The sequence below is a fragment of the Paenibacillus rhizovicinus genome, from assembly GCF_010365285.1.
Classification (GTDB): Bacteria; Bacillota; Bacilli; order Paenibacillales; family Paenibacillaceae; genus Paenibacillus_Z; species Paenibacillus_Z rhizovicinus.
This window is the reverse complement of the sequence record NZ_CP048286.1, coordinates 1417350-1440000: the sequence shown is the minus strand read 5'-3', so window position 1 is coordinate 1440000 and position 22651 is coordinate 1417350. Positions and strand designations below refer to the sequence as shown.

Genomic DNA, 22651 nt, shown 5'->3' with positions numbered 1-22651 from the left:
GTCAAGAGGGAAACAGCCCAGACCATCAGCTAAGGTCCCCAAGTGTGTGTTAAGTGGGAAAGGATGTGGAGTTGCAAAGACAACCAGGATGTTGGCTTAGAAGCAGCCACCATTTAAAGAGTGCGTAATAGCTCACTGGTCGAGTGACTCTGCGCCGAAAATGTAACGGGGCTAAACACACCACCGAAGCTATGGCTTGTCGTAGCTTTCACTTTGTTCTGGTACACCGGGACATTAGTCAGAATCAACCGATAAGGTTGTTCAAGATTCTGACCAAATGCCCCAGCTAAACGCACCAGCCTGAAGTGAAGGCTACGACAGGGGTAGGGGAGCGTTGAATGTACGTTGAAGTCAGACCGTAAGGACTGGTGGAGCGCATTCAAGTGAGAATGCCGGTATGAGTAACGAAAAGACAAGTGAGAATCTTGTCCGCCGTAAGACTAAGGATTCCTGAGGAAGGCTCGTCCGCTCAGGGTAAGTCGGGACCTAAGGCGAGGCCGAAAGGCGTAGTCGAAGGACAACAGGTTGATATTCCTGTACCACCGTAAGCCGTTACGAGCAATGGGGTGACGCAGAAGGATAGTGACGCGGACTGATGGATGTCCGTCCAAGCAGTGAGGCTGATGTGTAGGCAAATCCGCACATCGATAAGGCTGGGCTGTGATGGGGAGCGAAAATTGCAGTAGCGAAGGTCATGAGTTCAGGCTGCCAAGAAAAGCCTCTAGCCAGGTGAAGGTGCCCGTACCGCAAACCGACACAGGTAGTCGAGCAGAGTATGCTAAGGCGCTCGGAAGAACTCTCGTTAAGGAACTCGGCAAAATGACCCCGTAACTTCGGGAGAAGGGGTGCCTCGGTAGGGTGAATAGCCCGAGGGGGCCGCAGTGAAAAGGCCCAAGCGACTGTTTAGCAAAAACACAGGTCTGTGCGAAGCCGTAAGGCGAAGTATACGGGCTGACGCCTGCCCGGTGCTGGAAGGTTAAGGGGAGTGGTTAGCCGCAAGGCGAAGCTATGAACCGAAGCCCCAGTAAACGGCGGCCGTAACTATAACGGTCCTAAGGTAGCGAAATTCCTTGTCAGGTAAATTCTGACCCGCACGAATGGCGTAACGACTTGGGCGCTGTCTCAACGAGAGATCCGGTGAAATTTTAATACCTGTGAAGATGCAGGTTACCCGCGACAAGACGGAAAGACCCCATGGAGCTTTACTGCAGCTTGATATTGGACTTTGGTACGATCTGTACAGGATAGGTGGGAGCCTTGGAAGCCGGAGCGCCAGCTTCGGTGGAGGCATCGTTGGGATACCACCCTGATCGTATCGGAGTTCTAACCTGGTACCGTAATCCGGTACAGGGACCGTGTCAGGTGGGCAGTTTGACTGGGGCGGTCGCCTCCTAAAATGTAACGGAGGCGCCCAAAGGTTCCCTCAGAATGGTTGGAAATCATTCGTAGCGTGCAAAGGCATAAGGGAGCTTGACTGCGAGACCTACAAGTCGAGCAGGGACGAAAGTCGGGCTTAGTGATCCGGTGGTACCGCATGGAAGGGCCATCGCTCAACGGATAAAAGCTACCCTGGGGATAACAGGCTTATCTCCCCCAAGAGTCCACATCGACGGGGAGGTTTGGCACCTCGATGTCGGCTCATCGCATCCTGGGGCTGAAGTAGGTCCCAAGGGTTGGGCTGTTCGCCCATTAAAGCGGTACGCGAGCTGGGTTCAGAACGTCGTGAGACAGTTCGGTCCCTATCTGTCGTGGGCGCAGGAAATTTGAGAGGAGCTGTCCTTAGTACGAGAGGACCGGGATGGACGCACCGCTGGTGTACCAGTTGTTCCGCCAGGAGCATCGCTGGGTAGCCAAGTGCGGACGGGATAAGCGCTGAAAGCATCTAAGCGTGAAGCCCCCCTCAAGATGAGATTTCCCAGTATGTAAGACCCCTTGAAGACGACGAGGTTGATAGGTTCGAGGTGGAAGCGCAGCAATGCGTGGAGCTGACGGATACTAATCGGTCGAGGGCTTATCCAAGAACATCTCGTTTCAGCTAATGCAAGAAACCTTCGCAAAGGTTCGTATCCAGTTTTCAGGGTGTAACCGATCGTTAATGCCACAGGATAATTCCTGTGGCTTTTTTATTTTCGCTAGAATAGCTTAACATGCCGATGTTACATAGCCGCAAGAAATTGCCCAATAGAAGTCGGCCATTTGGATTTAAGGATCTATACGACAATGGGCACAAGGACTTCAAGTGAATAACACTTCATTCGCCTATTCAATTGCACCTCATTATTTTCCACTTTGGATTCAAGTCCTTCTACCGCCATTCCGTGTGGTATTCGTCTGCTCCTTTGACGCTTAGAATATTTGTGAAGTTACAAAAATGCCCTGATGTCATTTTTATAAGGTTAAAAAGACGTTATGAGAACGGAATAAGGTTAAAAATGCGGTATTTACAAGTTCGTTACCGAATACTATAATCAAGATCATAAAATGCATTCTTACAATGTTACAAAATAATTATTTTTGTAAAGTTGTTTATTGGAGGGCTAGTAGAGCGACATGACAAACAAACGACTAAACGTAGGACTTATCGGGCTAGGCGAAGTGGCGCAGGTCATCCATTTGCCGGTGCTTCAATCCTTGCCGGAACAATACCGAATCGCCGCCATTTGTGACATTTCGCAGAAGCTGGTCGAGCAAATTGGCAGCCAGTATAACGTGGAGAATTTGTATACCGATATGAACGAGCTGGTCAAACAAGCGGATTTGGACATCGTATTCGTGCTTAACAGCGACGAGTATCATGCTGAATGCGCCATTCAAGCCGCGAATAATAAGAAGCATGTATTCATCGAGAAGCCGATGTGCCTGACGAATTCCGAGGCGGATGCCATTATCGAAGCGCGCGACCGCAACGGGGTCCAGATCATGATCGGATATATGCGCCGTTACGCGGCTTCGTTCGTTCAAGCTGTCCAAGAGATCGGCGGGATGGATAATATCACTTATGCACGGGTGAGAGATATTATCGGCCAGAATCACTTCTTTATCCGCCCTACGAGCCGAACGGTGTCGTTTGACGATATTCCGGAGGCAGCGAAGAAGGACCGCAGCGAAAGAGCAGAGCGGCTTGGCAGAGAGGCGACAGGGCTTGAGCCCGAGAACCCGCTGTTCGGATTTTACCGGCTGCTTGCGGGATTGGGAAGTCATGATCTGTCGGCCATGCGCGAGGCGATCGGCATGCCGAAGGCTGTCTTGGCAGCAAAACTATCCACGCACAGCGACAGCATCTTCTTGAACGCGCTATTCGATTACGGCACCTTCTCGGTTACGTATGAAATGGGCATGGATCAACAAGGGCGCTTCGACGCGCATGTGGAAGTGTATGCAAGCCGCAAGTCCGTGAAGGTTCAATATGACACCCCGTACATCCGTCATCTCCCTACGAAGCTTCTTGTAAACGAGACCGAAGGCGAAACGTACACGGAATCGGTCATTCGTCCGACGTTCACGGATTCGTATACGCTGGAATTGAAGTATTTGCACGAAGTGATCACGCAAAATCTGACCCCGAAAACGACGGTGGAAGATTCGAAGGAAGATCTGAAGATTTACCAAATGGTAATGGATGCACTGAAAGCCAGCCAATAGAGAAGATGCGATGCGGAGGGACGAGCATGAATCAGCAGCGCACGAATAAGCGCTATGAAGGCGATCAGAATTCGCATATCGCATTTCCGCTTGGGGGAATCGGGGCCGGGAGCTTTTGTCTGGAAGGCACCGGGGCCATGTCGCATTTTGCCATGCATCATAAGCCGGATAATAGGAACGAACCGATCGTGTTCTCCGCCCTCAGCGTGAAAGGACGGGACGGTATCGTTGGCCGCGTGCTCGAAGGACCCGTGCCGAAACGCAAAATATTCGGCAGCCGGATGAAAGATTCCAGCCCGGGCAGCGGACTGTACGGAAAACATTACGGACTGCCGCGGTTTGACGAAAGCGTTTTCGAAGCGGCGTTCCCGTTCGGCAGAATCGAACTGCGCGATGATAAGGTACCGGCGGCTGTCACGATTACGGGCTGGAGTCCGTTCGTGCCGCTGCAGGCGGACGATTCCAGCTTGCCGGTCGCGGGACTGGAGTATACGTTCGAGAATCTGACCGACGAGCAGCTAGAGCTCGTATATTCCTATCACGCGGCGAACTTCATGGCCGAATACGACTCGAATGATCAGCGTGTCCGGCTGGCCGATTCGTTGAACGGTTTCGTGCTGGATCAGCCGGCCATCGCAGGTCAGCCATGGAAGCAGGGAGCGTTCAGCGCGGTAACGGATCATCCGGAAGCGAAAGTCGATTGCGCTTGGTTTCGCGGAGGCTGGTTCGATTCGGTAACGATGATTTGGAATACGGTCGAAGCCGGGGGCTGGAGGCAGCAGCCTCCCGTAGACGACGACGGAAGGCCGAGCCCCGGCGCAAGTCTATACGTACCGCTGACGTTGAAGCCGCATGAACGGCAAACGGTGCGAATCATGCTTTCCTGGTACGTGCCGGAGTCCGACCAGAGAGAAGGCCTGCCGTCTCCCGTCCCCGCTGCTGTCGGCGACACGACTGCGGTGAGCGCGCAGGCTGCCGCTTCGGCGTATCATAAGCCCTGGTATTCGGGTAAATTCGCGAATATCTCCGAGGTCACTGCGTTTTGGACGAATAACTATGCGCGTTTGCGGGAGGAAAGCTCGGCTTTCACGGACACGTTCTTCGGTACGAGTATGCCGGAAGCGCTGGTGGAAGCCGCTTCTGCGAATCTATCCATCCTGAAGTCGCCGACCGTGCTGCGGCAAACCGACGGAAGGTTCTGGGGCTGGGAAGGCAGCGAGGATGCCAGGGGCAGCTGTCATGGCACCTGCACGCATGTTTGGAACTATGCGCAAGCGCTTTCGCATCTGTTCCCGGATTTGGAACGCTCGATTCGAGATACCGAATTCGAAGAGGGACAAGACGTTACTGGACACCAGAATTTCCGGGTCCCGCTGCCGATTCAACCGGCCGATCACGATTTTCATGCTGCGGCCGACGGTCAGCTCGGCGGCATGATGAAGGTGTACCGGGAATGGCGGATCAGCGGCGATTCGGAGTGGCTGCGCGCGATTTGGCCGAAAGTGAAGCAAAGCTTGCATTATTGCATGGAAACATGGGATCCGGAACGCAACGGCGTTCTCTCCGAACCGCATCACAATACGTACGATATCGAATTCTGGGGTCCGAACGGCATGTGCTCGTCCATTTATATCGGAGCGTTGAAGGCTGCGTCGCGAATGGCCGAAGCCTGCGGCGAGGATGCAGAGCCGTACGAAGAACTTTATCGGCGAGGCAGATCCTACATCGAGAACGAGCTGTTTAACGGGGAGTTTTTCGAACAGAAGATTGTTTGGGAAGGGCTCCGAGCACCTTCGCCGATTCATGCCAAAGCAGCGTGGAACGTCAATTATTCGGTTGAGGCAAGGGCGCTTCTGCAAGAGGAAGGCCCGAAGTATCAGTATGGTCAAGGCTGCTTGTCGGACGGCGTCATCGGGGCTTGGCTGGCCGAAATGTGCGGGCTTGGCGATATTCTCGATCGTGACAAAGTACGGAGCCACTTGCTAAGCGTGTACCGTTATAACCTGATCCGCGATTTATCCGAACATCCGAATCCGCAGCGGCCCGGTTTTGCTCTCGGCGACGAGGGAGGATTGGTGCTTTGCACATGGCCGAATGGCGGTAAACTGTCGCTGCCGTTCGTATACAGCAACGAGGTGTGGACGGGAATCGAATATCAGGTGGCCTCGCACCTAATGTCGCTTGGCTGTCTCGAAGAAGGGCTTGATATCGTACAGACCTGCCGCAGCCGGTTCGACGGCAAGGTGCGGAACCCATTCAACGAGTATGAGTGCGGTAACTGGTATGCGCGCGCGCTGGCTTCTTACGGGCTCCTGCAAGGCTGGAGCGGCATTCGGTATGATGCTTGTGAGCGAACCTTATACATCTCGCCGCGAACGGATGGGGATTACAGCAGCTTCCTATGCACCGCAACCGGCTACGGCATTGCAGGCATAAGGAATCAAGAACCTTTCGTAGAGGTTAAAGCAGGACAGATCGCGATTGATCGCATTCAATCGGGCTAGCCGGCAGGCTGATGCAGCAAGATGGCAAGGGCAAAGAACGGATTCACCATTAACCCTAAATCCAAGGAGTGTTCAACATGCCGAAAGTATTGACGGAAGAACAAGTACAGCATTTTATCGATAAAGGCTGGGTTAAAATAGAAAATGCCTATCCCCGCGATGCGGCGCTGAATGTACAGGAGTTTCTCTGGGACGAATTGGCCAAACGCGGCATTCAAAAGGAAGATTCCGGCACGTGGACGGAACCGGTCGTACGTCTCGGCAATTACGTTCATCCGGTCATGGACGGCTTGAACTCGGAGCGGCTTACAGGGGCGATCGAGGATTTGCTCGGAGAAGGCCGTTGGGAAAGCGGCAAGGATATGACAGGCGTCATGTGGGGCGGCTATATCATTAACTTCGGGCCGGAAGTTCCAGGCGGCTGGCATTACGACGGAAGCCACTTCCGCCATTATCTGGACAGCTGGGAGCAAGGGCTGCTGCTCGTCTGCCTGTTCTCGAGCGTGAAGAAAGGCGGCTCCGGAACGCTGGTGGCCGAAGGCTCGCACAATATCGTCGCGAATATGCTGGCGCAGCATCCGGAAGGCCTGGGTCTGGGAGAAGCCATCCGCGAATGCAACAAGCATCCGTGGCTCGCGGAATTGGTCGGCAAAAAGCCGGTATCCGACGATATCTACGCCGATGAGCCGAAGCAAGAGAAGAAATCGAAGAAAGAACATTTGGCTAAATTCATGGATACCGCCTACGAAGATCCGGCCGGTTACTCCCTGCGCGTTGTCGAATCGACGGGCGAGCCTGGCGATATGATCATCTGCCATCCGTTCCTGTACCATGCGCCGTCGGATAACGAGCTTGGCGTTCCGCGCTTCATGTGCAATCGGGTTGCGCCGACTCGCGAACGGATGAACCTGAATCGCGAGAATCCTGCCGATTATTCGGTCGTGGAAAGAATGATTCGCTCGTCGCTGGGACTGCAAGACGGCGAACCGTGCACTTGGGAAAGAAAAGAAATCGAACAAGCCGAATCGAAATAAGGACGAACAAGAAGAAGGCTGATGAAACGTCGCAATGACGAATCGTCAGCCTTCTTGTTTGAGCCGCGCTTGCCGCTGTTTCAATTGCGGCCTCCCCGTTATCGGGTATCTGCCACCTGATCTGTCATCCGCTCCGTCATCCGCTGGTTCGACGAAGACGTGCTTTCGCCGAATACGACCGACGTGGCCAAGCGGATCGTCTCGAAGGCACGATCCGGCTTGTTCAACCGCTGCAGCAGCTGCTCCGTCGCGCGAAGCCCGAGCTGAAGCTCGTCGTTGGCAACGGTCGTCAAGGTGAAACCGAGCAAGGAGGCTTCTTCGATTTGATCGAAGCCCGAGACGGCGATGTCTTGCGGGACTGACTTGCCGGTTTCATTCGCGTACCGAATGACATGGATGGCGATTTTATCGTTCACGCAGACGAAGGCGGTAGGAAGCGAACGGAGCTCCTTCAGCGAACGGGCAAGGCCTTCGTATTGCTGGTAACCGTCGGGGCTCGGCGCGAGGATGCAGTAAGCCGGATCGACGGAGCGATCGGTATCGAAGTGAGCCCTCTGGAAGCCGAACCAGCGCTCCATGAAGCTTCTGCACGAAGAGATGTCCCCGATAAACCCGATGCTTGAATGGCCTGCTGCGATCAAGTGGCGCGTAATGCGATAGACGCTGTCTTCGTTCTCCATGAAGACGACGTCTGCCTGCAGGCCGGAGAGCGAAAACTCGGGATTGATGTTGATGAACACCTTCGGCATGGGCAGCTCCATCAGCTTGTCGGTGTAAGGCTTGACCATGCTCCCTGCAACGATAAAGCCGTCGATATCGTTATTCGTCAGCACGGCCGGAAGCGCGAGCGATTGAATGTCTTCGTCCTTGATGAAGCTGATCTTCATCTCGTACCCGTTGCTGCTTAGGATTTGCTCGACGCCGCTCATGACGTTCATCCAGAATCCGATGCCGTGATGCAGCTGATGCTTGGTGATATAGGCAATGCTTTTCAGTTTGCCGGCAGTCTCCGGCGGCTGTCCCGAAACGGACGGCTTTATTTTCTTATAGCCCATGGCGATGGCTTGTTCGATGACTTTGCGTTTGGTCTCGACCGTAATGCTGGGGTGGTCGTTAAGCGCTTTGGATACCGTGTTTCTGGATATGCCAAGGCTGAGCGAGATATCGCTGGTCGTAATCTTTTTAGGCATAGGTATCATTCCTTTAGGTAGTTAAAGTTCCTAATTTTATTTTAGAGCAGAGGGCTGTTTTGTCAATAAACAGAATGGCGAAATTGTAACCTTACAAAAATTTTAATGAACTTAGGCGGAAATCGATTATCCGGTCTGTTAACCGTCATATTTTTCATGATATAGTATCGTTATCGACATGTTTGATTACATATATCCAGTTTTGTAATAATATATATTACAAAAATAAAAATTACGAGGCATATTACTAAACAGATTATGACTGAAACTGCTTCACGACAAAATGAAAGCGCTTCTAATAAATGCGATCCATTGGCCAACAACGAGGCTAGAGGGCTAGGATAATCGTTTCTGACATCATGCTGTCTGGAGGAATAGAGGTGCTTCTCAAAACGTCGTACTCGTTAAAGAACAGAGCCTATTTGTTGCTATTCTTAAGCTCCATCATCCCCCTGATCACGATTGGCTACATCTCCTACATCTCGATGGATTCTTTGTTGAATCGCAACATCGACGACGGCATCCGGAGCAATATGAAGCAAATCCAAATCAGTCTCAGCAGCGTGTTCACTAACCTCGAGGATTCAGCCCTTCAGCTGGCCATGTATAACGGCAAAGTCGCGGATGATATCGAAACCTATCTCGATACGACCGACATTCTGACCAAATACGAGAAGAAGAAATCCGTCATCGACAACATCTCGTTCATCAATGCTTCCAAACCGGATATCGGCCTTATCTTTATCTATTACGCGAACAAGCATCAGGTCTTGTTCGAGAACCAGAGCGTCCAGCAAGGGTTCGACCCGGGGCAGCTGCCCGCGCTCGCCGACGGCATCAACGCGACATTCTACGGGCCTCATATTTCGGTGAAAGCGGCGCATGACAGCAACGTGTTTTCCATTGCGAGGAAAGTCAACCTGATCGAAGGCGCCGACATGTACGTATACATGGAGACCAGTATGGAGCTGTTCGTGAATTTGCTTAAATCGCAGCAGTATGAGCTGGCCGTGTCGTCGATTCTGGTCAACGATCACGGTACGATCATGTACAGTCAACAGCATAAGGATTTTCCCGTGGGCTCCTCGATCGACATTACGAGGCTGTCCGAAACGGGTAAAACGAGGGGGATCCGAGACGGGTACTACGTGTTCTCCGAGAAAGGACAGCAGGGCTGGTACATACTTTCCGCGGTGGATATGAAGTCCTACAGCTCCGACGTTCGAAAATGGATGGGCAAATTCGCGTTCTTCGCGATCGTTTCCATCGTCATCAGCCTCTTGCTGGGGCTCGCGATGTGGCGAATCGTCTACAGGCCGCTTCGAACGATCAATCGCGAGATCAAGCTGCTCGCCCATAACAAGTTCAATTCGCAGCTCAAAACGACGGGCATTCTCGAGTTCGACGGCTTGCTGGCCGAATTTCACGATATGAAGAGCAAGATTGCCGAGCTATTCAAGGAGCTGGAAGAAAAGGAACGGAAAAAGCGGGTGATCGAGGTGGAGAAGCTACTGCATCAAATCAACCCCCACTTCCTGCACAATACATTGAATACGGTCCAATGGCTGGCACGAATGAACGGCCAAGACGAAATCGACCGGCTGGTCGCGCTGTTTACGCGCGTGCTGCACTACAATCTGGGCAAGGAAGGCGGAATCGTCGCTTTGAACGAAGAAGTGGAAGCCTTGCAAAATTACGTGGATTTGCAGCGGATCCGTTACGCCTATCATTTTGACGTGCAAATCAAGATCGATCCGGCGCTGCTGGACGTGAACGTGCCGCGATTCATCATGCAGCCGATCGTCGAGAATGCCATCTATCATGGGCTCAAGGACGAAAGCGGCTATATTCAGATCGAAGCTTCCCGTCATGGCGAGGAGCTGCTCATTACGGTCAGAGATAACGGAGCGGGCATGACCGAGCGCGACGTCGAACGGCTGCTCGAGCCGCTCTCGGACGAGCATAAGAAGGTGGGCATGGGCATCGGCCTCAGTTACGTCCGCTACATGCTGGACGTGAATTACGGCGATCGCGCTTCGATGGAAATCATCGGAGAAAAGGATATAGGAACGACATTCACGCTACGACTTCCAATTAGCCGCGCGCTCGGCAAGGAGGAACTGACATGATTAAAACATTAATCGTAGACGACGAAATATACGTTCGGAAAGGGCTGATCTCGATCATGCCCTGGGAGAAGTTCGGATTCAAGATTATCGGGGAGGCCAGCAGCGGAGAGAAGGCGCTCGAGTTTCTGAATGAACATCGCGTGGATGTGGTGTTCATGGACTTGACGATGCCCGGCATGTCGGGCTTCGAATTGATGAAGGAGACGCGAGCCGCCCATGCCGGCGTGAAGACGGTCGTGCTGACCTGCCATCAGGATTTCGATTTTGTCCAGAAGGCGATGCGGCTCGGCGCCATCGACTATATCGTGAAAACCCAATTAGAGAAAGAGAAGTTGGAGGAGCTGCTTGCGCGGATCTCCGATCGCATTAAGATCGACAGCCCGGAACGAAGCAGCGTTATGCCTGCCTATGCGCACGAGCAAGGCAAACGATACTCCGACGAAGTCGTTGCTTCGATCCGTAATGCGATGCTGTACATGAATGCGCATTTGTTCGACGGCATTCATCAGGAAAAAGTTGCCAAAGCGGTCAACATGAGCAGAGGCTACTTCAGCGTCTGCTTCAAGGATATTGCCGGGAAGCCGTTCAGCGAATATTTGCGCGGTCTCAAAATCAGCGCAGCCGAGTCGCTGCTGCGGGAAACGAGCAAGCCGGTGTACGTAGTCGCCGATCAGCTAGGCTTCCAGGACGAGAAATATTTCAGCAAGCTGTTCCGGGAACAGAATGGCATGACGCCTTCCGAATACCGGGAACGAAACCGTTAACTGAAAAACCGCTTTCTTACACAAGGGACGATTTTCATGAGATAGGCAGAATCACGTCATGAAAACGCGTACAACTGCTAACCGAAATCCCATTATATGAGGAAGATCGTCTATCCCGCGGTCTTCCTCCTTGCGTTTAAGATAAAGACAGCAAGAGGAATTACTGAAGAACAAGGGGGATTCATATGAACAAAAAAATGAAAACCGTTGCATCGATGTCGCTCGTAGCCGCCATGATGCTGACAAGCGCAGCTTGCAGCAACTCCAACGATTCCAGTGACACCGGCAATGCGAGCAACAGCAAGAACACGGGCAATGCTGCCGCTTCGAACGACAAAGCGAACAACGCGGCGGCCAACACGGCAGCCAACACGCCTGCCGAGAAACCTGATCCGTTCAGCAAGCTGCCTGAAATGGTCGAGTTTACAACTGGTATTTCGGTTCCTTTCGACATGAAACCGCCGGCAGGAGAAAGCAACGAAAACAACGATGTAACCAAATGGTTCGAGGAAAACTTGAATATCAAGCGGAAGATCGCTTGGACGACCAGTGACCAAAACCATGCCTTCGAACAAAAATTGAGCCTGCTGATTGCGGCGAACAACATACCCGACGTGCTTTCGATCAGCGTCGATCCTAACGGTCTGAGCCTCCTGAAGAAGCTGATCAAAGCGGACATGATCGAGGATCTGTCGAAAGTATACGAAGACTACGCGTCTCCAAACCTGAAGAGCAGCCTTGCGTTGGGCGGTCCGGATGTACTGAAACAGGTATCGTCAGACGGGAAGCTGTACGCCATTCCTTCGATTTCGGACGTCGAGACGGCGATTCCGATCATCTGGTCGCGCAAAGACTGGCTGGACCAAGTCGGCCTTCCCGAGCCGCAAACGCTCGACGACGTGGAAACAGACCTGAAAGCGTTTAAAGCCAAGTTCGGAGCAAGCGCGGGCGTGCTGCCTTCGCAGCAGCTGTTCTACGGCGCGGACACGGACTCCTTCGACTTCGTATTCGGCGCTTACAACTCTTATCCGGGCCAATGGATCAAAACGGCTGACGGCACGGTCGGCTACGGCTCGGTTCAGCCTGAAATGAAAGGCGCGCTGGAAAGACTGGCGAAATGGTACAAAGAAGGCTATATCTCGCCTGACTTTATCATGAACGACAGCAACAAATCGGTTGAACCGATCGCGCAAGGCAAAGCGGGTATCTTCGAAGGCGCATGGTGGTCCACGTGGTATCCGCTTCCGGATTCCGTGAAGAACGACCACAAGGCGGATTGGCAGGCGACAGTGCTTAAAGGCGCAGACGGCATCGCGCATGCCAAAGGTTACGGTGCCGTAGGCGGATTCGTTGTCGTGAAGAAGGGTTACGCGCATCCGGAAGCGATCATGAAAATGCTGAACTACGCACAAGAAGCGAACACGAAGAAGCTTGACTGGTATAACAAGCTGACGATCGACGAAGGCGCGAAATATTTGAATGCGAAAATGAACTTGCTGCCAGTCAGCGCAAGCGCGAAAGATCCGCATGAAATTACGGTTCGCTACAAAGCGATCATGGACGTTGTCAACGGCAAAACGAAAATGGAAGACGCCGATCCGGAAACGAAGGTTCAAGCAACCGCTATTCAGAACTACCAAAAGGCGACGGACAAATTCGCGGACATGGGACTGTGGAGCCTTGCGAACCAATTCTACACCGGTGCAGCCGGCCTCGTGAAAAACCCTGTTCAACAAACGCTTCCTGCATTCGTCGGTTCCACTGACCTGATGCAGAAGAAGAAAGCTTCCATGGATGATCTCGAGAAGAAAACGTTCCTCGAAATCATTACGGGCAAGAAGCCGATCGACGCGTTCGACAAATTCGTCGAACAATGGAACAGCATGGGCGGTAAAGACATTACGACCGAGGTCAATGACATTGTAAACAGCTAACGGCTGCGTATGCGGTTCCGATTTACACGTTTTCAAACAAGTGCTGAGCGGTTCCAAGCCTCAGCACTTGTTTTATCCGAATTGAGGTGGAATTATCGTGAAATCAAACAGAGTGCGCAACAAGGAAGGCATCCACTATCATTTCATGCTGCTGCCGAGCATTGTCCTGTTGGCGATCTTCAGCATTTATCCGACGCTTGGTTCCATCATGGCATTCAAATATTTCGATCCGGTCAAGGGAATCTGGGGCTCGCCTTGGGCAGGATTGGATCATTTCAAAATGTTGTTCCAAATCCCGGAGTTCAAGCAAATAACGATAAACACGGTTACGATCTCGCTGGTCAAAATCGTGCTCAACGTTTCCTGCGCCCTTGCCTTCGCGCTGCTGCTGCACGAAATCAAGCTGAGATGGTTCAAACGAAGCGTGCAAACGATCGTTTATCTTCCTTTCTTCCTGTCCTGGGTTATTTTGGCCGGTATTTTCAAAGATTTCTTCTCCATCGACGGTCTTGTTAACGGTTTGGTTCATCGGATATCCAGCAGCCATGGGCCGACGATGTTTTTCAACAGCGACACCTGGTTCATGATCATTGTGTACGTAACCGATGTCTGGAAAGGCTTCGGCTTCAACGCCATCGTTTTCCTCGCGGCTCTGACAAGCATTAATCCGAACCTGTACGAAGCGGCCGATGTAGACGGAGCTTCCAGATGGGCTAAATTGGTCAATATTACGCTGCCGAGCATCAAAGGAACGGTAGTGCTGATTCTCATATTAAGTCTCCAAGGGATATTGAGCGGCGGCTTCGACCAAATCTTCAACTTGTACAATCCGCTCGTATATCAAGTCGCGGATATTTATGACACGTATATTTATCGCATGGGCTTCCAGAGCAATCAATATGAATTCGCTACCGCGGTCGGACTGTTCCGCTCGGCAGTTGCCTTTATATTTATTCTCGTCTCGCAATGGCTGGCAGAAAAATATGGCGAATATAAGGTTTTCTAGACAACGGGGTGAAATGGATGGGAATCAGGTTAACGAAAAGCGATATCATTACCAACACGATTATTTACAGCATTCTGACGATGCTGGCCGTGATTACGCTCGTTCCGCTGCTGAACATTCTGGCAATATCGTTAAGCGACAGCGCCAAGGCAACGGCAGGGCTTGTCACGGTGTATCCGCTTGGATTGAGCTGGAGCACGTACACGACCATCTTCAAGGATCATGCCATTCTCACGGCTGCGGGCGTATCGTGCGAACGCGTCGTGCTCGCGCTCGTCATCAACATGGTGCTGGTCGTGCTGGCGTCTTATCCGCTATCCAAAAGCAACAAGACGTTTCGGTTCAGAGGCGTTTACATGTGGATCATCATCGGAACGATGCTGTTCGGTCCAAGTATAGTGCCGATGTTCTTTACGGTGAAGGATTTGCACATGCTCGGCACGATTTGGGCGCTCGTCATTCCTGGCGCGGTCGGGCAGTTTAATATCATTCTCATGATGAACTATTTCCGCAATATCCCGTCCGAGTTGGAGGAATCGGCCAGCATCGACGGCGCAGGCCCGTGGCGGCGATTGCTGCAAATTTACGTGCCGCTCTCCCTGCCGATAATGGCTACGATCGCGCTGTTCGTCGTCGTGGGCAACTGGAACGCGTACTTCGACGGCTTGATCTATTCCATGGATCCGAAGGACTTCCCGCTGCAAACGTATATTCAACAGCTTGTCGTGAATTACGATACGACGATTCGCGACGTGGAGCAGGTTCGTAGCCTGCTGGCCGTATCCAACCGAAGCCTGACGGCCGCGAAACTGGTCATTACGATGATTCCGATCCTGCTCGTGTATCCGTTCATGCAGAAGTACTTCATCACCGGAATCATGCTTGGTTCCGTAAAAGAATAGCAGGATCGGCCAATGCCGATCCAGAACTAATTAACGAGCATTCGGCGAGTCCATTGGACGGCTTCGGGTGCTCGTTGCAATCGTTAACCATAGAGGAGGCCGCTTCACCATGATGTACGACTTGAAACAAGCGAAGAGCCGGGCATTCACCGCGGAAAATAAAACCGGCGCCGCAGGCAGCGGAGGGCAAACGAAACAAGGCCGCAAAGGCTCCCCGTGCCTGGAAGGATTCCGCCAAGGCGAAACCATCGAGCTGCTCCGCTGCGAGGGACCGGGCGTTATCCGTCATATCTGGATGACGATCCCGCCAGGCAATGTCGATCATATGCGAAACGTCATTCTGCGCATGTACTGGGACGACCAGGAGCATCCGAGCGTGGAAGCGCCGATCGGCGATTTCTTCGGCATCGCGCACGGGCGGCAGAAGCCGATGATGTCGGATTGCGTCACGATGCAGGCCGGCAAAGGGTTGAATTGCTGGATTCCGATGCCGTTCCGGAAGAATGCCGTTCACGGTCGAGAACGATTCCGAATCCGACGTGCGGCTGTTGTTCTATCAAATCGACGTGACGCAGGGCGATGAGCTTGACGAATCCGCGGGGTATTTTCACGCCCGGTTCCGGCGCAGCAATCCGTGTCCGATGCATGAAGATTTCGTGATCGCGGACGGCATAGCGGGAAAAGGCGCGTATCTGGGCACGACGCTCGGCGTACGGAGTTTGGAGAACAACTCCTGGTGGGGCGAAGGAGAAGTGAAATTCTATATCGACGACGACCGCGACTACCCGACGATCTGCGGGACGGGCGCCGAAGATTACATGGGCTCGGCCTGGGGGCTGGAGGAAGTGTTGACGCCATTCCAAGGCGCGCCGCTCGTGGACGGCAAACAGGGCTTGTATTCGATCTACCGCTTCCATGTGCGCGATCCGATCTATTTTGAACGCAGCTTGAAGGTCACGGTGCAGCAGATGGGCTATGGGAACAAAGAGCAAGCGCGTCTTCATTATGGCGACGAGCAGTTCGTACATTATCGCGCGATGGGCAGCACCGACGAGGCGGAAGATTGCTACTTCGAACGCAGCGATGATTATTGCGCCGTCGCTTATTGGTACCAGACGCTGCCGTCGCTGCCGTTCGATCATTTTCCGAACAGGGCGGAGCGCAGCGCGGATTTGAAGCCGAATGAAGCCGAAGGGCCGAAACGGACGGATATGTAGCGTTCGTTCTGGAAGAATAGGCAATCGATTCTACCATTAATATCCCCTTTCGATAGACTGCGCAAAAAGAGTTCATGGTATGATGGACTCAGCGCTGCCTTCCGGAAGGGGATTTTGCGTTGCGGAAGGCGGTTTGGGAGAACCAAGCAGGAGGGAAAGCAGATGACACGGATTAACGAACTGCGGGACGGCGAGGAATTCGTCGGCTTCTATCTCATCAAGGAGAGCGAAGTGAAGCAGACCAATACGACGCCGCCGAAGGATTTCATGAACATTACGCTGTCGGATGCCAGCGGGCAGGTGCCGGGAAAACTATGGGATGCGTCCGAGAGCGACAAGGAGCAATTCAAGGCGCTGACGCTCGTGAAGGTGCAGGGAATCGTCCAGCTGTACCGCGAGAAGCTGCAGGTGAAAATCAATCGCATTCGGAAAACGACGGAAGCGGACGGCGTGACGTTGACGGATTTCGTGCGCGCGGCGCCCGTCGAACCGGAAACGCTCGTCGCTCGCATTCGGAACGTTGCCGACAGCATCGCCGATGCGGACATTCGTGCGATTGTCGCGTACTGCCTCGATAAAGCAGGGGATCGCCTATTCCATTCGCCGGCGGCGAAATCGCATCATCACGCCTATTATGCGGGACTTGCCTATCATATCTCGAGGATGCTGGAGCTGGGCGAATTCATCTGCGCGCAGCGTCCGTTCTTGAATGCGGACTTGGTCAAAGCGGGTATCATCCTGCATGATATCGCGAAGCCGGAGGAAATGGTGTCCGAGCTTGGCATCGTATCGGATTACAGCAATACGGGGAAATTGATCGGCCATATTTCATTGGCTTCGTTATGGATTGCAGAAGCAGCGTTCCATGCAGGAATCGCCGTGGATTCGGAGCGCGTTATGGCACTGCAGCATCTCGTGCTGTCGCATCATAATTTAGGGGAATGGGGCAGTCCCGTCCAGCCGCAAATCGCGGAGGCGGTTGCGCTGCATTATATCGATTCCCTCGATGCCAAGCTGCAAATGATCGAGGATGCGCTGGATACCGCCGCGAGCCATGAGGATTGGACGCCGCAGGTAAGAGGGCTGGAGAATAAGGCCTTCTATCGCTTGAAGCTATAGCTGCCCGAGCGAAGCCGTCTCTGCTTGATCGAAACCGTAGCTGCCCGATCTGGCATGCGATTGCCCCGAAGCGGGCAAACGGGTAAAATGGATTCCGATGAAAGGGGATTGAAGGATGATACGATTTGGCATTATCGGAAGCAACTTTATAACGGATCAATTCATAGAAGCGGTGCGCGAGGTCGAAGGCGTAACCTTGTCGGCGCTGTACTCGCGGACCGCGGAGCGGGCGGAAACGTTCGCGGCGAAGCACGGCATCCCGCTGACGTTCACGGACATCGACGACTTGCTGGCGAGCAGCGAGGTTGACGCCGTCTATATCGCGTCGCCGACATCGTTCCACGCGGAGCAGTCCATTCGCTGCATGCGCGCAGGCAAGCATGTGCTGTGCGAGAAGCCGGCGGCATCCAATTCGCGCGAGCTGGAGGGGATGATTCAGACGGCGGTCGAGCATGGCGTCGTCTTCATGGAAGCGATGAAGAGCTCGTTCATGCCGGGCTTTCAAGCGATTCGGGAGCTGCTGCCTTCGCTTGGCGCCATTCGTCGGTATACGGCAAGCTATTGCCAATACTCGTCGCGCTACGATGCGTACCGCGCCGGCGAAGTATTGAACGCGTTCAAGCCGGAGTTCTCGAACGGGGCGTTAATGGATCTTGGCGTGTACTGCGTCTACCCGATGATTCTGCTGTTCGGCACCCCGGAACGGATTGCCGCCAGCGGCACGATGCTCTCTTCCGGCGTCGACGGCCAAGGAAGCATCGTTGCAGGTTATAAGGAGATGGAGGCGGTCATCTCGTATTCCAAAATCTCCAACTCATCGCTGCCCGCCGAAATTCAGGGCGAAGAAGGCACGATGACGATCGATGCGATCAATCTGCCGCGCAAGCTCACCGTCCGTTACCGAGATGGGCGCGTGGAAGAGATTGCCGCGCCGGAGCAGGGATTAGTCATGAGCTATGAAGTGCGGGCATTCGCAGAGCTGATCCGGAGCGGACAACTCGAGGGGACGCTCAACTCGCATGCCCACTCGCTGGCGGTCATGAACGTGCTGGACGATGCGAGACGCCAGCAGGGGCTTGTGTTCCCGGCGGATTTGAAGTAATTGATTGAATGTACGATTCATCGGCGGCAGCACTGGACTTTCTCTTCATGGGGTCCGGGGCTGCCGCTGTTTGCGTTGTCAAGACTAACTTATGTCCAGTACGCCAATTGTCACATCCGGTAAGTGTGCTATAGTAAAGGTTAGTCGTTGGATTTCGGAACTGATAGGATGTGAGACTCGCCTTGTCTACGAGAACGAAGATTTTCATAAGCTCAATCGCTCAAGATTCGCTACGGCAGCTTCGCGAGCGCATGTGGGACATTCTGCGGGAGCTCGGGCATGAACCCGTGCTGTTCGAACGGAATTTCGGAGCATGGGATTCCCACACCAATCCGGTCCAAAAGTGCATCAAATGCGTACGAGAATCTGATGCGTTTTTACTTTTCATAGCCAACAAGGCGGGCACCTTCTACGAAAAGCCGCAGCGGACCGTGACGCACATGGAATTCATCGAAGCTTGCGCCCGGCGGAAGACCATTCTCGTGTTCGTGGACAGCGCAGTGAAAGCAGAATATTTCTCCAAAGCGAAATGGATTATCGACGAGTACGTGGAGGCCTATAAAGCAGAAACTTCCTCATTTCCAACGGCATCGGAAACCGTGTCCGCACTCCGTTCTGCCGGTCTGTCTTCTCATGTCGACCCCTATGTTTGGTTTTTCATCCATGACATTGTTGGACGGGGAATCTACTTCGAAGAGTTAAATCTCGCTGTCGCTCCTGATTGGAAGGCGTATTTCAGCGACTTGTTGCGAAGAGGCATCCAGCTGATGCCGTTCAAAGCCGCGATTGAAACGAACGAACGCCAATTGGATCAATACGATCATTTCTACGATATACTGAGCAAAGCCATCGTGAATGTGAACATGACCGGATTTCGCGATCTTAAAGCCTTCCTGGAGTCCTTCCAACGTTCGGTGACAGGCGAGGTCGTGGAGCATGACTATGGTTTCGTGAAGGAACCGGTGGGCGCTTTCCGTAATTGCTCCGCCGTCACGTTATATGAATTCGAAGACGATCGTATGGTTATGTTGGGAAAGACGGGTTTTGCCACCGGCGAAGATTATTACCTGTTGGACAACAAAGACGCTTACGTTGCTCTTACGTACAGCAATCCCGAGCCGGACGATCAGGTATTCTTCAGGGAATCCAATTGTACCTTTTACTTCTGCCTGCGGCTCGCGAACCATGTGATGACGTTTCACTTCCCGTGCGGTCCAGAGTGGAACGCCGACAAGTTCATGGCTTCCAAGGATAGCGTCATACGTGTTATAATTGAAAAAAACGCATTGGCTTTCGAACTTGCACGAATGCTCATAGGAGGGATGCAGCATGGCGACTAAGGTATATGTATCATTGAACGGAGCTGTTACGGAAGCAGTAGGTACGCAGCCGAAGGATGCGCTGCTGTTCGCGCCTTCTAAGAAAAGCATGACGCAGGTTATACTTGAGCAGCGGAAGACGCGTCGGAGTAACAGTCAATTCATTAAGGAACGGCTTGAAGAGGCGTTCAGAAGATAAGAGCTCTTGTACAAACAAGCGCATGATCAAAGCCGCGAAGGCTTTGATCATGCGCTTGTTTTGTTGTTGCCGTCTACTGGCTGCGCTTATAATGCGCCGGCGTGTTGCCCGCGACTTTCTTGAACATCCGGTAGAAATGCGGCAGGCTCTCGAAGCCGCAGGAGGCGGCGATTTCCGCGACGGTGCGGTCTGTCTCGGCGAGTAATTCCTTCGCATGCATGATGCGCTTCGCCACTATATATTCCGTTACGCCGAGGCCGGTATGCTGCTTGAACATGCGCGAGAAGTACGACGGACTTACGGATGCATGGGAAGCGAGCGCCGATAGATGGAGGGATTGCGGCAAATGAGCGTCGATTTCATTCAGCGCGTTCTGCAGCCATGCGGGTCTGGAACCGGCATAAGGCTGCATGCGGTTGCCGGGATTGAGCTTGCGGTTCGTATGCAGCAGGACGGTTTGCAGCAGCAGCAGAATCGCTTGCCTGAACCCGGGCTGCCTGGCTGCGAGTTCTTCCTGCATGTCGCCGAACAGCCCTTCCAGGCGCTGCCGCTCCGCGGGGAGCAGTTCCAGCTTGTAGCTTCGGTTGGCGCGCGCCGTATCGAAGCATTGCAGAAACGAGAAGGAGTCGATTCCGGCGGCGGAAGCCTGCACGAACTGGCCGCTGAAGAATACGACGGAGGAGGTAATCGGCTCATCGGGATGAGGAAGCGTCTTATGAATCGTATTGCCGGGAATGAGGTAGAGATCGCCTGCCTGCATTTCGTAGAACGTATGATTAATGAAGAACGTGCCTGCCCCGCCGTGGACGTAAATGATTTCGTGCCAGTCATGCAAATGGTCCGGCAGCTCCGCTTGCAGGTTCTTCGTGCTGCTCAATTCGAGCGATACAGGAAGCGCGCTGTCGGAAGCAAACTGCTTGCGCATGGGATCCATCCCCGTCATCTCCTTCAATGGGCTGAGTATGGTTGCGGAAGTACAAGAAAAGGTATATTTTCAGCGATATTCGCAATTTAGATTCTGTTTCTTACGATCTATAATTGAACTATATCGGACGCCTAACGGATTGTCCATCTCAAGAATAAGGAATGGTGAATGCGGTTGGAACATGTGATTACTACGGGCGCGGACGCGCTTTATATGAATGAACGCGATCATGTCGTGACGGCATTGCGCGAGATCGGCGCCGGCGAGACGATCAAATATCGCAACGCGGCAGGCTTGCAGGAAGTAACGACGCTGAACGATATTCCGTTCGGCCACAAAATCGCGATTGCCGAAGTCGACGGCGGCGCCGACGTGCGCAAATACGGCGAAGTGATCGGACGTGCCGTAGAGCCGATCGCGGCAGGCCAGCACGTGCACGTACACAATATCGAAGGCATCCGCGGACGCGGCGACCTCGGCACGAAGGAGACGGAATAATGGAACGTACATTTATGGGCTATGAGCGTCCGAACGGCGATATCGGGATTCGGAACCATCTGCTGATCATCCCGACGGTCATTTGCTCCAATCAGGTGAGCAGCAGGATCATGCAGATGGTGCCCGGCGCCGTCGCGATCCCCCATCAGCATGGGTGCAGCCAGATCGGCGCGGACAAGGACCGCACGTTCGAGATGCTTGCGGGCACGGGCAAGAATCCGAATGTCGGCGCCGTCATGATCATCAGCCTCGGCTGCGAAGTGGTGGATCCCGTAGCGCTTTCCGAGGAAATCCGTAAGACCGGCAAACCGGTCGAATTCTTCGACATTCAATCCGCCGGCGGTTCCGTCAAAGCGATCTCCTATGGCGCGGAAGTGGCCAAGCGGCTGATGGCGGATCTGCAGAAGCAGGAGAAGGTGCCGGTTCCGCTGAGCAAATTGAAGGTTGCCGTCAAATGCGGCGGCTCCGACGCGACGTCGGGTCTGGCGTCCAATCCCGCGCTCGGCGTGGCGGCGGATTCGCTTATCGGCGAAGGCGGCTCGATCGTCATCGGCGAAACGACGGAAATCATCGGCGCGGAGCATCTGCTTGCCGAGCGCTGCGCGACCCCGGAAATTTCGGATAAGCTCTATTACATCGTCGACCGCTTCGAGAAAGAAGTCGAGCGGATGGGTGCCGACATGCGCGGCGGCAATCCAAGCCCGGGCAACATTGCAGGGGGATTGTCCACGATCGAAGAGAAATCGCTCGGCTGCATCAGCAAATGCGGCACGGCGCCGATCCAAGGCGTCATTGAATACGCAGAACGCATTCCGGAGCATGGTTTGTACTTCATGGATTCGCCTGGCAACGACATCGAATGCGTATCCGGCATGGCGGCCGGCGGCGCGCATATCGTCTGCTTCACGACCGGCCGCGGAACGCCGACAGGCGCGGCAGTCGTGCCGGTGATCAAAATTACCGGCAACCAAATGATGTTCCGGCGCATGGAAGACAACATGGACGTCGATGTCAGCGATATGCTGGATGGCAGCGTAAGCCTGGAGCATGCCGGCGGGCGGATTTGGCAGGAGATCTTGGACGTGGCGGAAGGGAAATGGACGAAGGCGGAAGTGCTGGGACATACGGAATTCAGCATTAACCGGATCGGTCCGAGCTTGTAATAAA

The 22651-nt window shown here is 53.5% G+C and carries 18 protein-coding genes and 1 rRNA gene (1 of these 19 running past the window's edge); 17 read left to right on the top strand and 2 right to left on the bottom strand.

What is annotated here, in order from left to right; translation table 11 throughout:
- From GZH47_RS06690 to GZH47_RS06675, 4 genes are all read left to right on the top strand, one after another.
- Nucleotides 1-2019: ribosomal RNA gene (locus tag GZH47_RS06690) — 23S ribosomal RNA — on the top strand; it begins 1012 nt to the left of the window's first position.
- A 531-nt stretch (nucleotides 2020-2550) separates the two neighbouring features.
- Complete coding sequence (locus GZH47_RS06685; protein ID WP_162639363.1) at nucleotides 2551-3642, top strand: Gfo/Idh/MocA family protein; 1092 nt, start codon at nucleotides 2551-2553, stop codon at nucleotides 3640-3642.
- A gap of 26 nt (nucleotides 3643-3668) precedes the next feature.
- Entirely contained in the window at nucleotides 3669-6146 is a 2478-nt protein-coding gene (locus tag GZH47_RS06680) for a GH116 family glycosyl hydrolase (RefSeq protein WP_162639361.1), read from the top strand.
- Between the two features lie 77 nt (nucleotides 6147-6223).
- Nucleotides 6224-7180, top strand: a complete 957-nt coding sequence (locus GZH47_RS06675; protein ID WP_162639359.1) for a phytanoyl-CoA dioxygenase family protein — start codon at nucleotides 6224-6226, stop codon at nucleotides 7178-7180.
- A gap of 98 nt (nucleotides 7181-7278) precedes the next feature.
- Here GZH47_RS06675 and GZH47_RS06670 read toward each other — a convergent pair whose 3' ends face one another.
- Complete coding sequence (locus GZH47_RS06670) at nucleotides 7279-8370, bottom strand: LacI family DNA-binding transcriptional regulator (RefSeq protein ID WP_162639357.1); 1092 nt, start codon at nucleotides 8368-8370, stop codon at nucleotides 7279-7281.
- A gap of 380 nt (nucleotides 8371-8750) precedes the next feature.
- Between GZH47_RS06670 and GZH47_RS06665 the strand changes: the two genes are divergently transcribed.
- From GZH47_RS06665 to GZH47_RS06615, 11 genes are all read left to right on the top strand, one after another.
- Nucleotides 8751-10499: a sensor histidine kinase gene (locus GZH47_RS06665; RefSeq protein ID WP_162639355.1), complete on the top strand. Its 1749-nt coding sequence runs from the start codon at nucleotides 8751-8753 to the stop codon at nucleotides 10497-10499.
- Entirely contained in the window at nucleotides 10496-11263 is a 768-nt protein-coding gene (locus GZH47_RS06660; RefSeq protein WP_162639353.1) for a response regulator transcription factor, read from the top strand. Before GZH47_RS06665 ends, GZH47_RS06660 begins: the two co-directional genes overlap by 4 nt.
- Before the next feature lie 185 nt (nucleotides 11264-11448).
- Nucleotides 11449-13197, top strand: coding sequence for a type 2 periplasmic-binding domain-containing protein (locus GZH47_RS06655; RefSeq protein ID WP_162639351.1), 1749 nt, complete (start codon nucleotides 11449-11451; stop codon nucleotides 13195-13197).
- 97 nt (nucleotides 13198-13294) lie between these two features.
- Nucleotides 13295-14203, top strand: coding sequence for an ABC transporter permease (locus GZH47_RS06650; RefSeq protein WP_225446385.1), 909 nt, complete (start codon nucleotides 13295-13297; stop codon nucleotides 14201-14203).
- 17 nt (nucleotides 14204-14220) lie between these two features.
- The gene (locus GZH47_RS06645) at nucleotides 14221-15105 is read left to right on the top strand and encodes a carbohydrate ABC transporter permease (RefSeq protein ID WP_162639350.1); all 885 of its coding nucleotides are present in this window, start codon (nucleotides 14221-14223) and stop codon (nucleotides 15103-15105) included.
- Between the two features lie 109 nt (nucleotides 15106-15214).
- Nucleotides 15215-15688: a DUF2961 domain-containing protein gene (locus tag GZH47_RS34345; RefSeq protein WP_162639348.1), complete on the top strand. Its 474-nt coding sequence runs from the start codon at nucleotides 15215-15217 to the stop codon at nucleotides 15686-15688.
- Nucleotides 15609-16322 (top strand): glycoside hydrolase family 172 protein, encoded by a 714-nt coding sequence (locus GZH47_RS06635; RefSeq protein WP_162639346.1) that lies wholly within the window; start codon nucleotides 15609-15611, stop codon nucleotides 16320-16322. The genes GZH47_RS34345 and GZH47_RS06635 overlap by 80 nt, the downstream gene beginning before the upstream one ends.
- Nucleotides 16323-16484: 162 nt before the next feature.
- Nucleotides 16485-17441, top strand: coding sequence for a 3'-5' exoribonuclease YhaM family protein (locus GZH47_RS06630; RefSeq protein ID WP_162639344.1), 957 nt, complete (start codon nucleotides 16485-16487; stop codon nucleotides 17439-17441).
- Between the two features lie 115 nt (nucleotides 17442-17556).
- A complete protein-coding gene (locus GZH47_RS06625) occupies nucleotides 17557-18543 on the top strand; it encodes a Gfo/Idh/MocA family protein (protein ID WP_162639342.1) in 987 nt (328 codons plus the stop codon).
- Nucleotides 18544-18725: 182 nt separating this feature from the next.
- Nucleotides 18726-19883: a DUF4062 domain-containing protein gene (locus GZH47_RS06620; protein WP_162639340.1), complete on the top strand. Its 1158-nt coding sequence runs from the start codon at nucleotides 18726-18728 to the stop codon at nucleotides 19881-19883.
- Nucleotides 19873-20061 (top strand): hypothetical protein, encoded by a 189-nt coding sequence (locus GZH47_RS06615; protein WP_162639338.1) that lies wholly within the window; start codon nucleotides 19873-19875, stop codon nucleotides 20059-20061. Before GZH47_RS06620 ends, GZH47_RS06615 begins: the two co-directional genes overlap by 11 nt.
- Nucleotides 20062-20134: 73 nt before the next feature.
- Here GZH47_RS06615 and GZH47_RS06610 read toward each other — a convergent pair whose 3' ends face one another.
- Complete coding sequence (locus tag GZH47_RS06610) at nucleotides 20135-20995, bottom strand: helix-turn-helix domain-containing protein (protein WP_162639336.1); 861 nt, start codon at nucleotides 20993-20995, stop codon at nucleotides 20135-20137.
- Between the two features lie 174 nt (nucleotides 20996-21169).
- On the opposite strand from GZH47_RS06610, the gene GZH47_RS06605 reads away from it, so the two are divergent.
- A complete protein-coding gene (locus tag GZH47_RS06605; protein ID WP_318653425.1) occupies nucleotides 21170-21484 on the top strand; it encodes a UxaA family hydrolase in 315 nt (104 codons plus the stop codon).
- Nucleotides 21484-22647 (top strand): UxaA family hydrolase, encoded by a 1164-nt coding sequence (locus GZH47_RS06600; protein WP_162639332.1) that lies wholly within the window; start codon nucleotides 21484-21486, stop codon nucleotides 22645-22647. The genes GZH47_RS06605 and GZH47_RS06600 overlap by 1 nt, the downstream gene beginning before the upstream one ends.
- Nucleotides 22648-22651 lie beyond the last annotated feature (4 nt).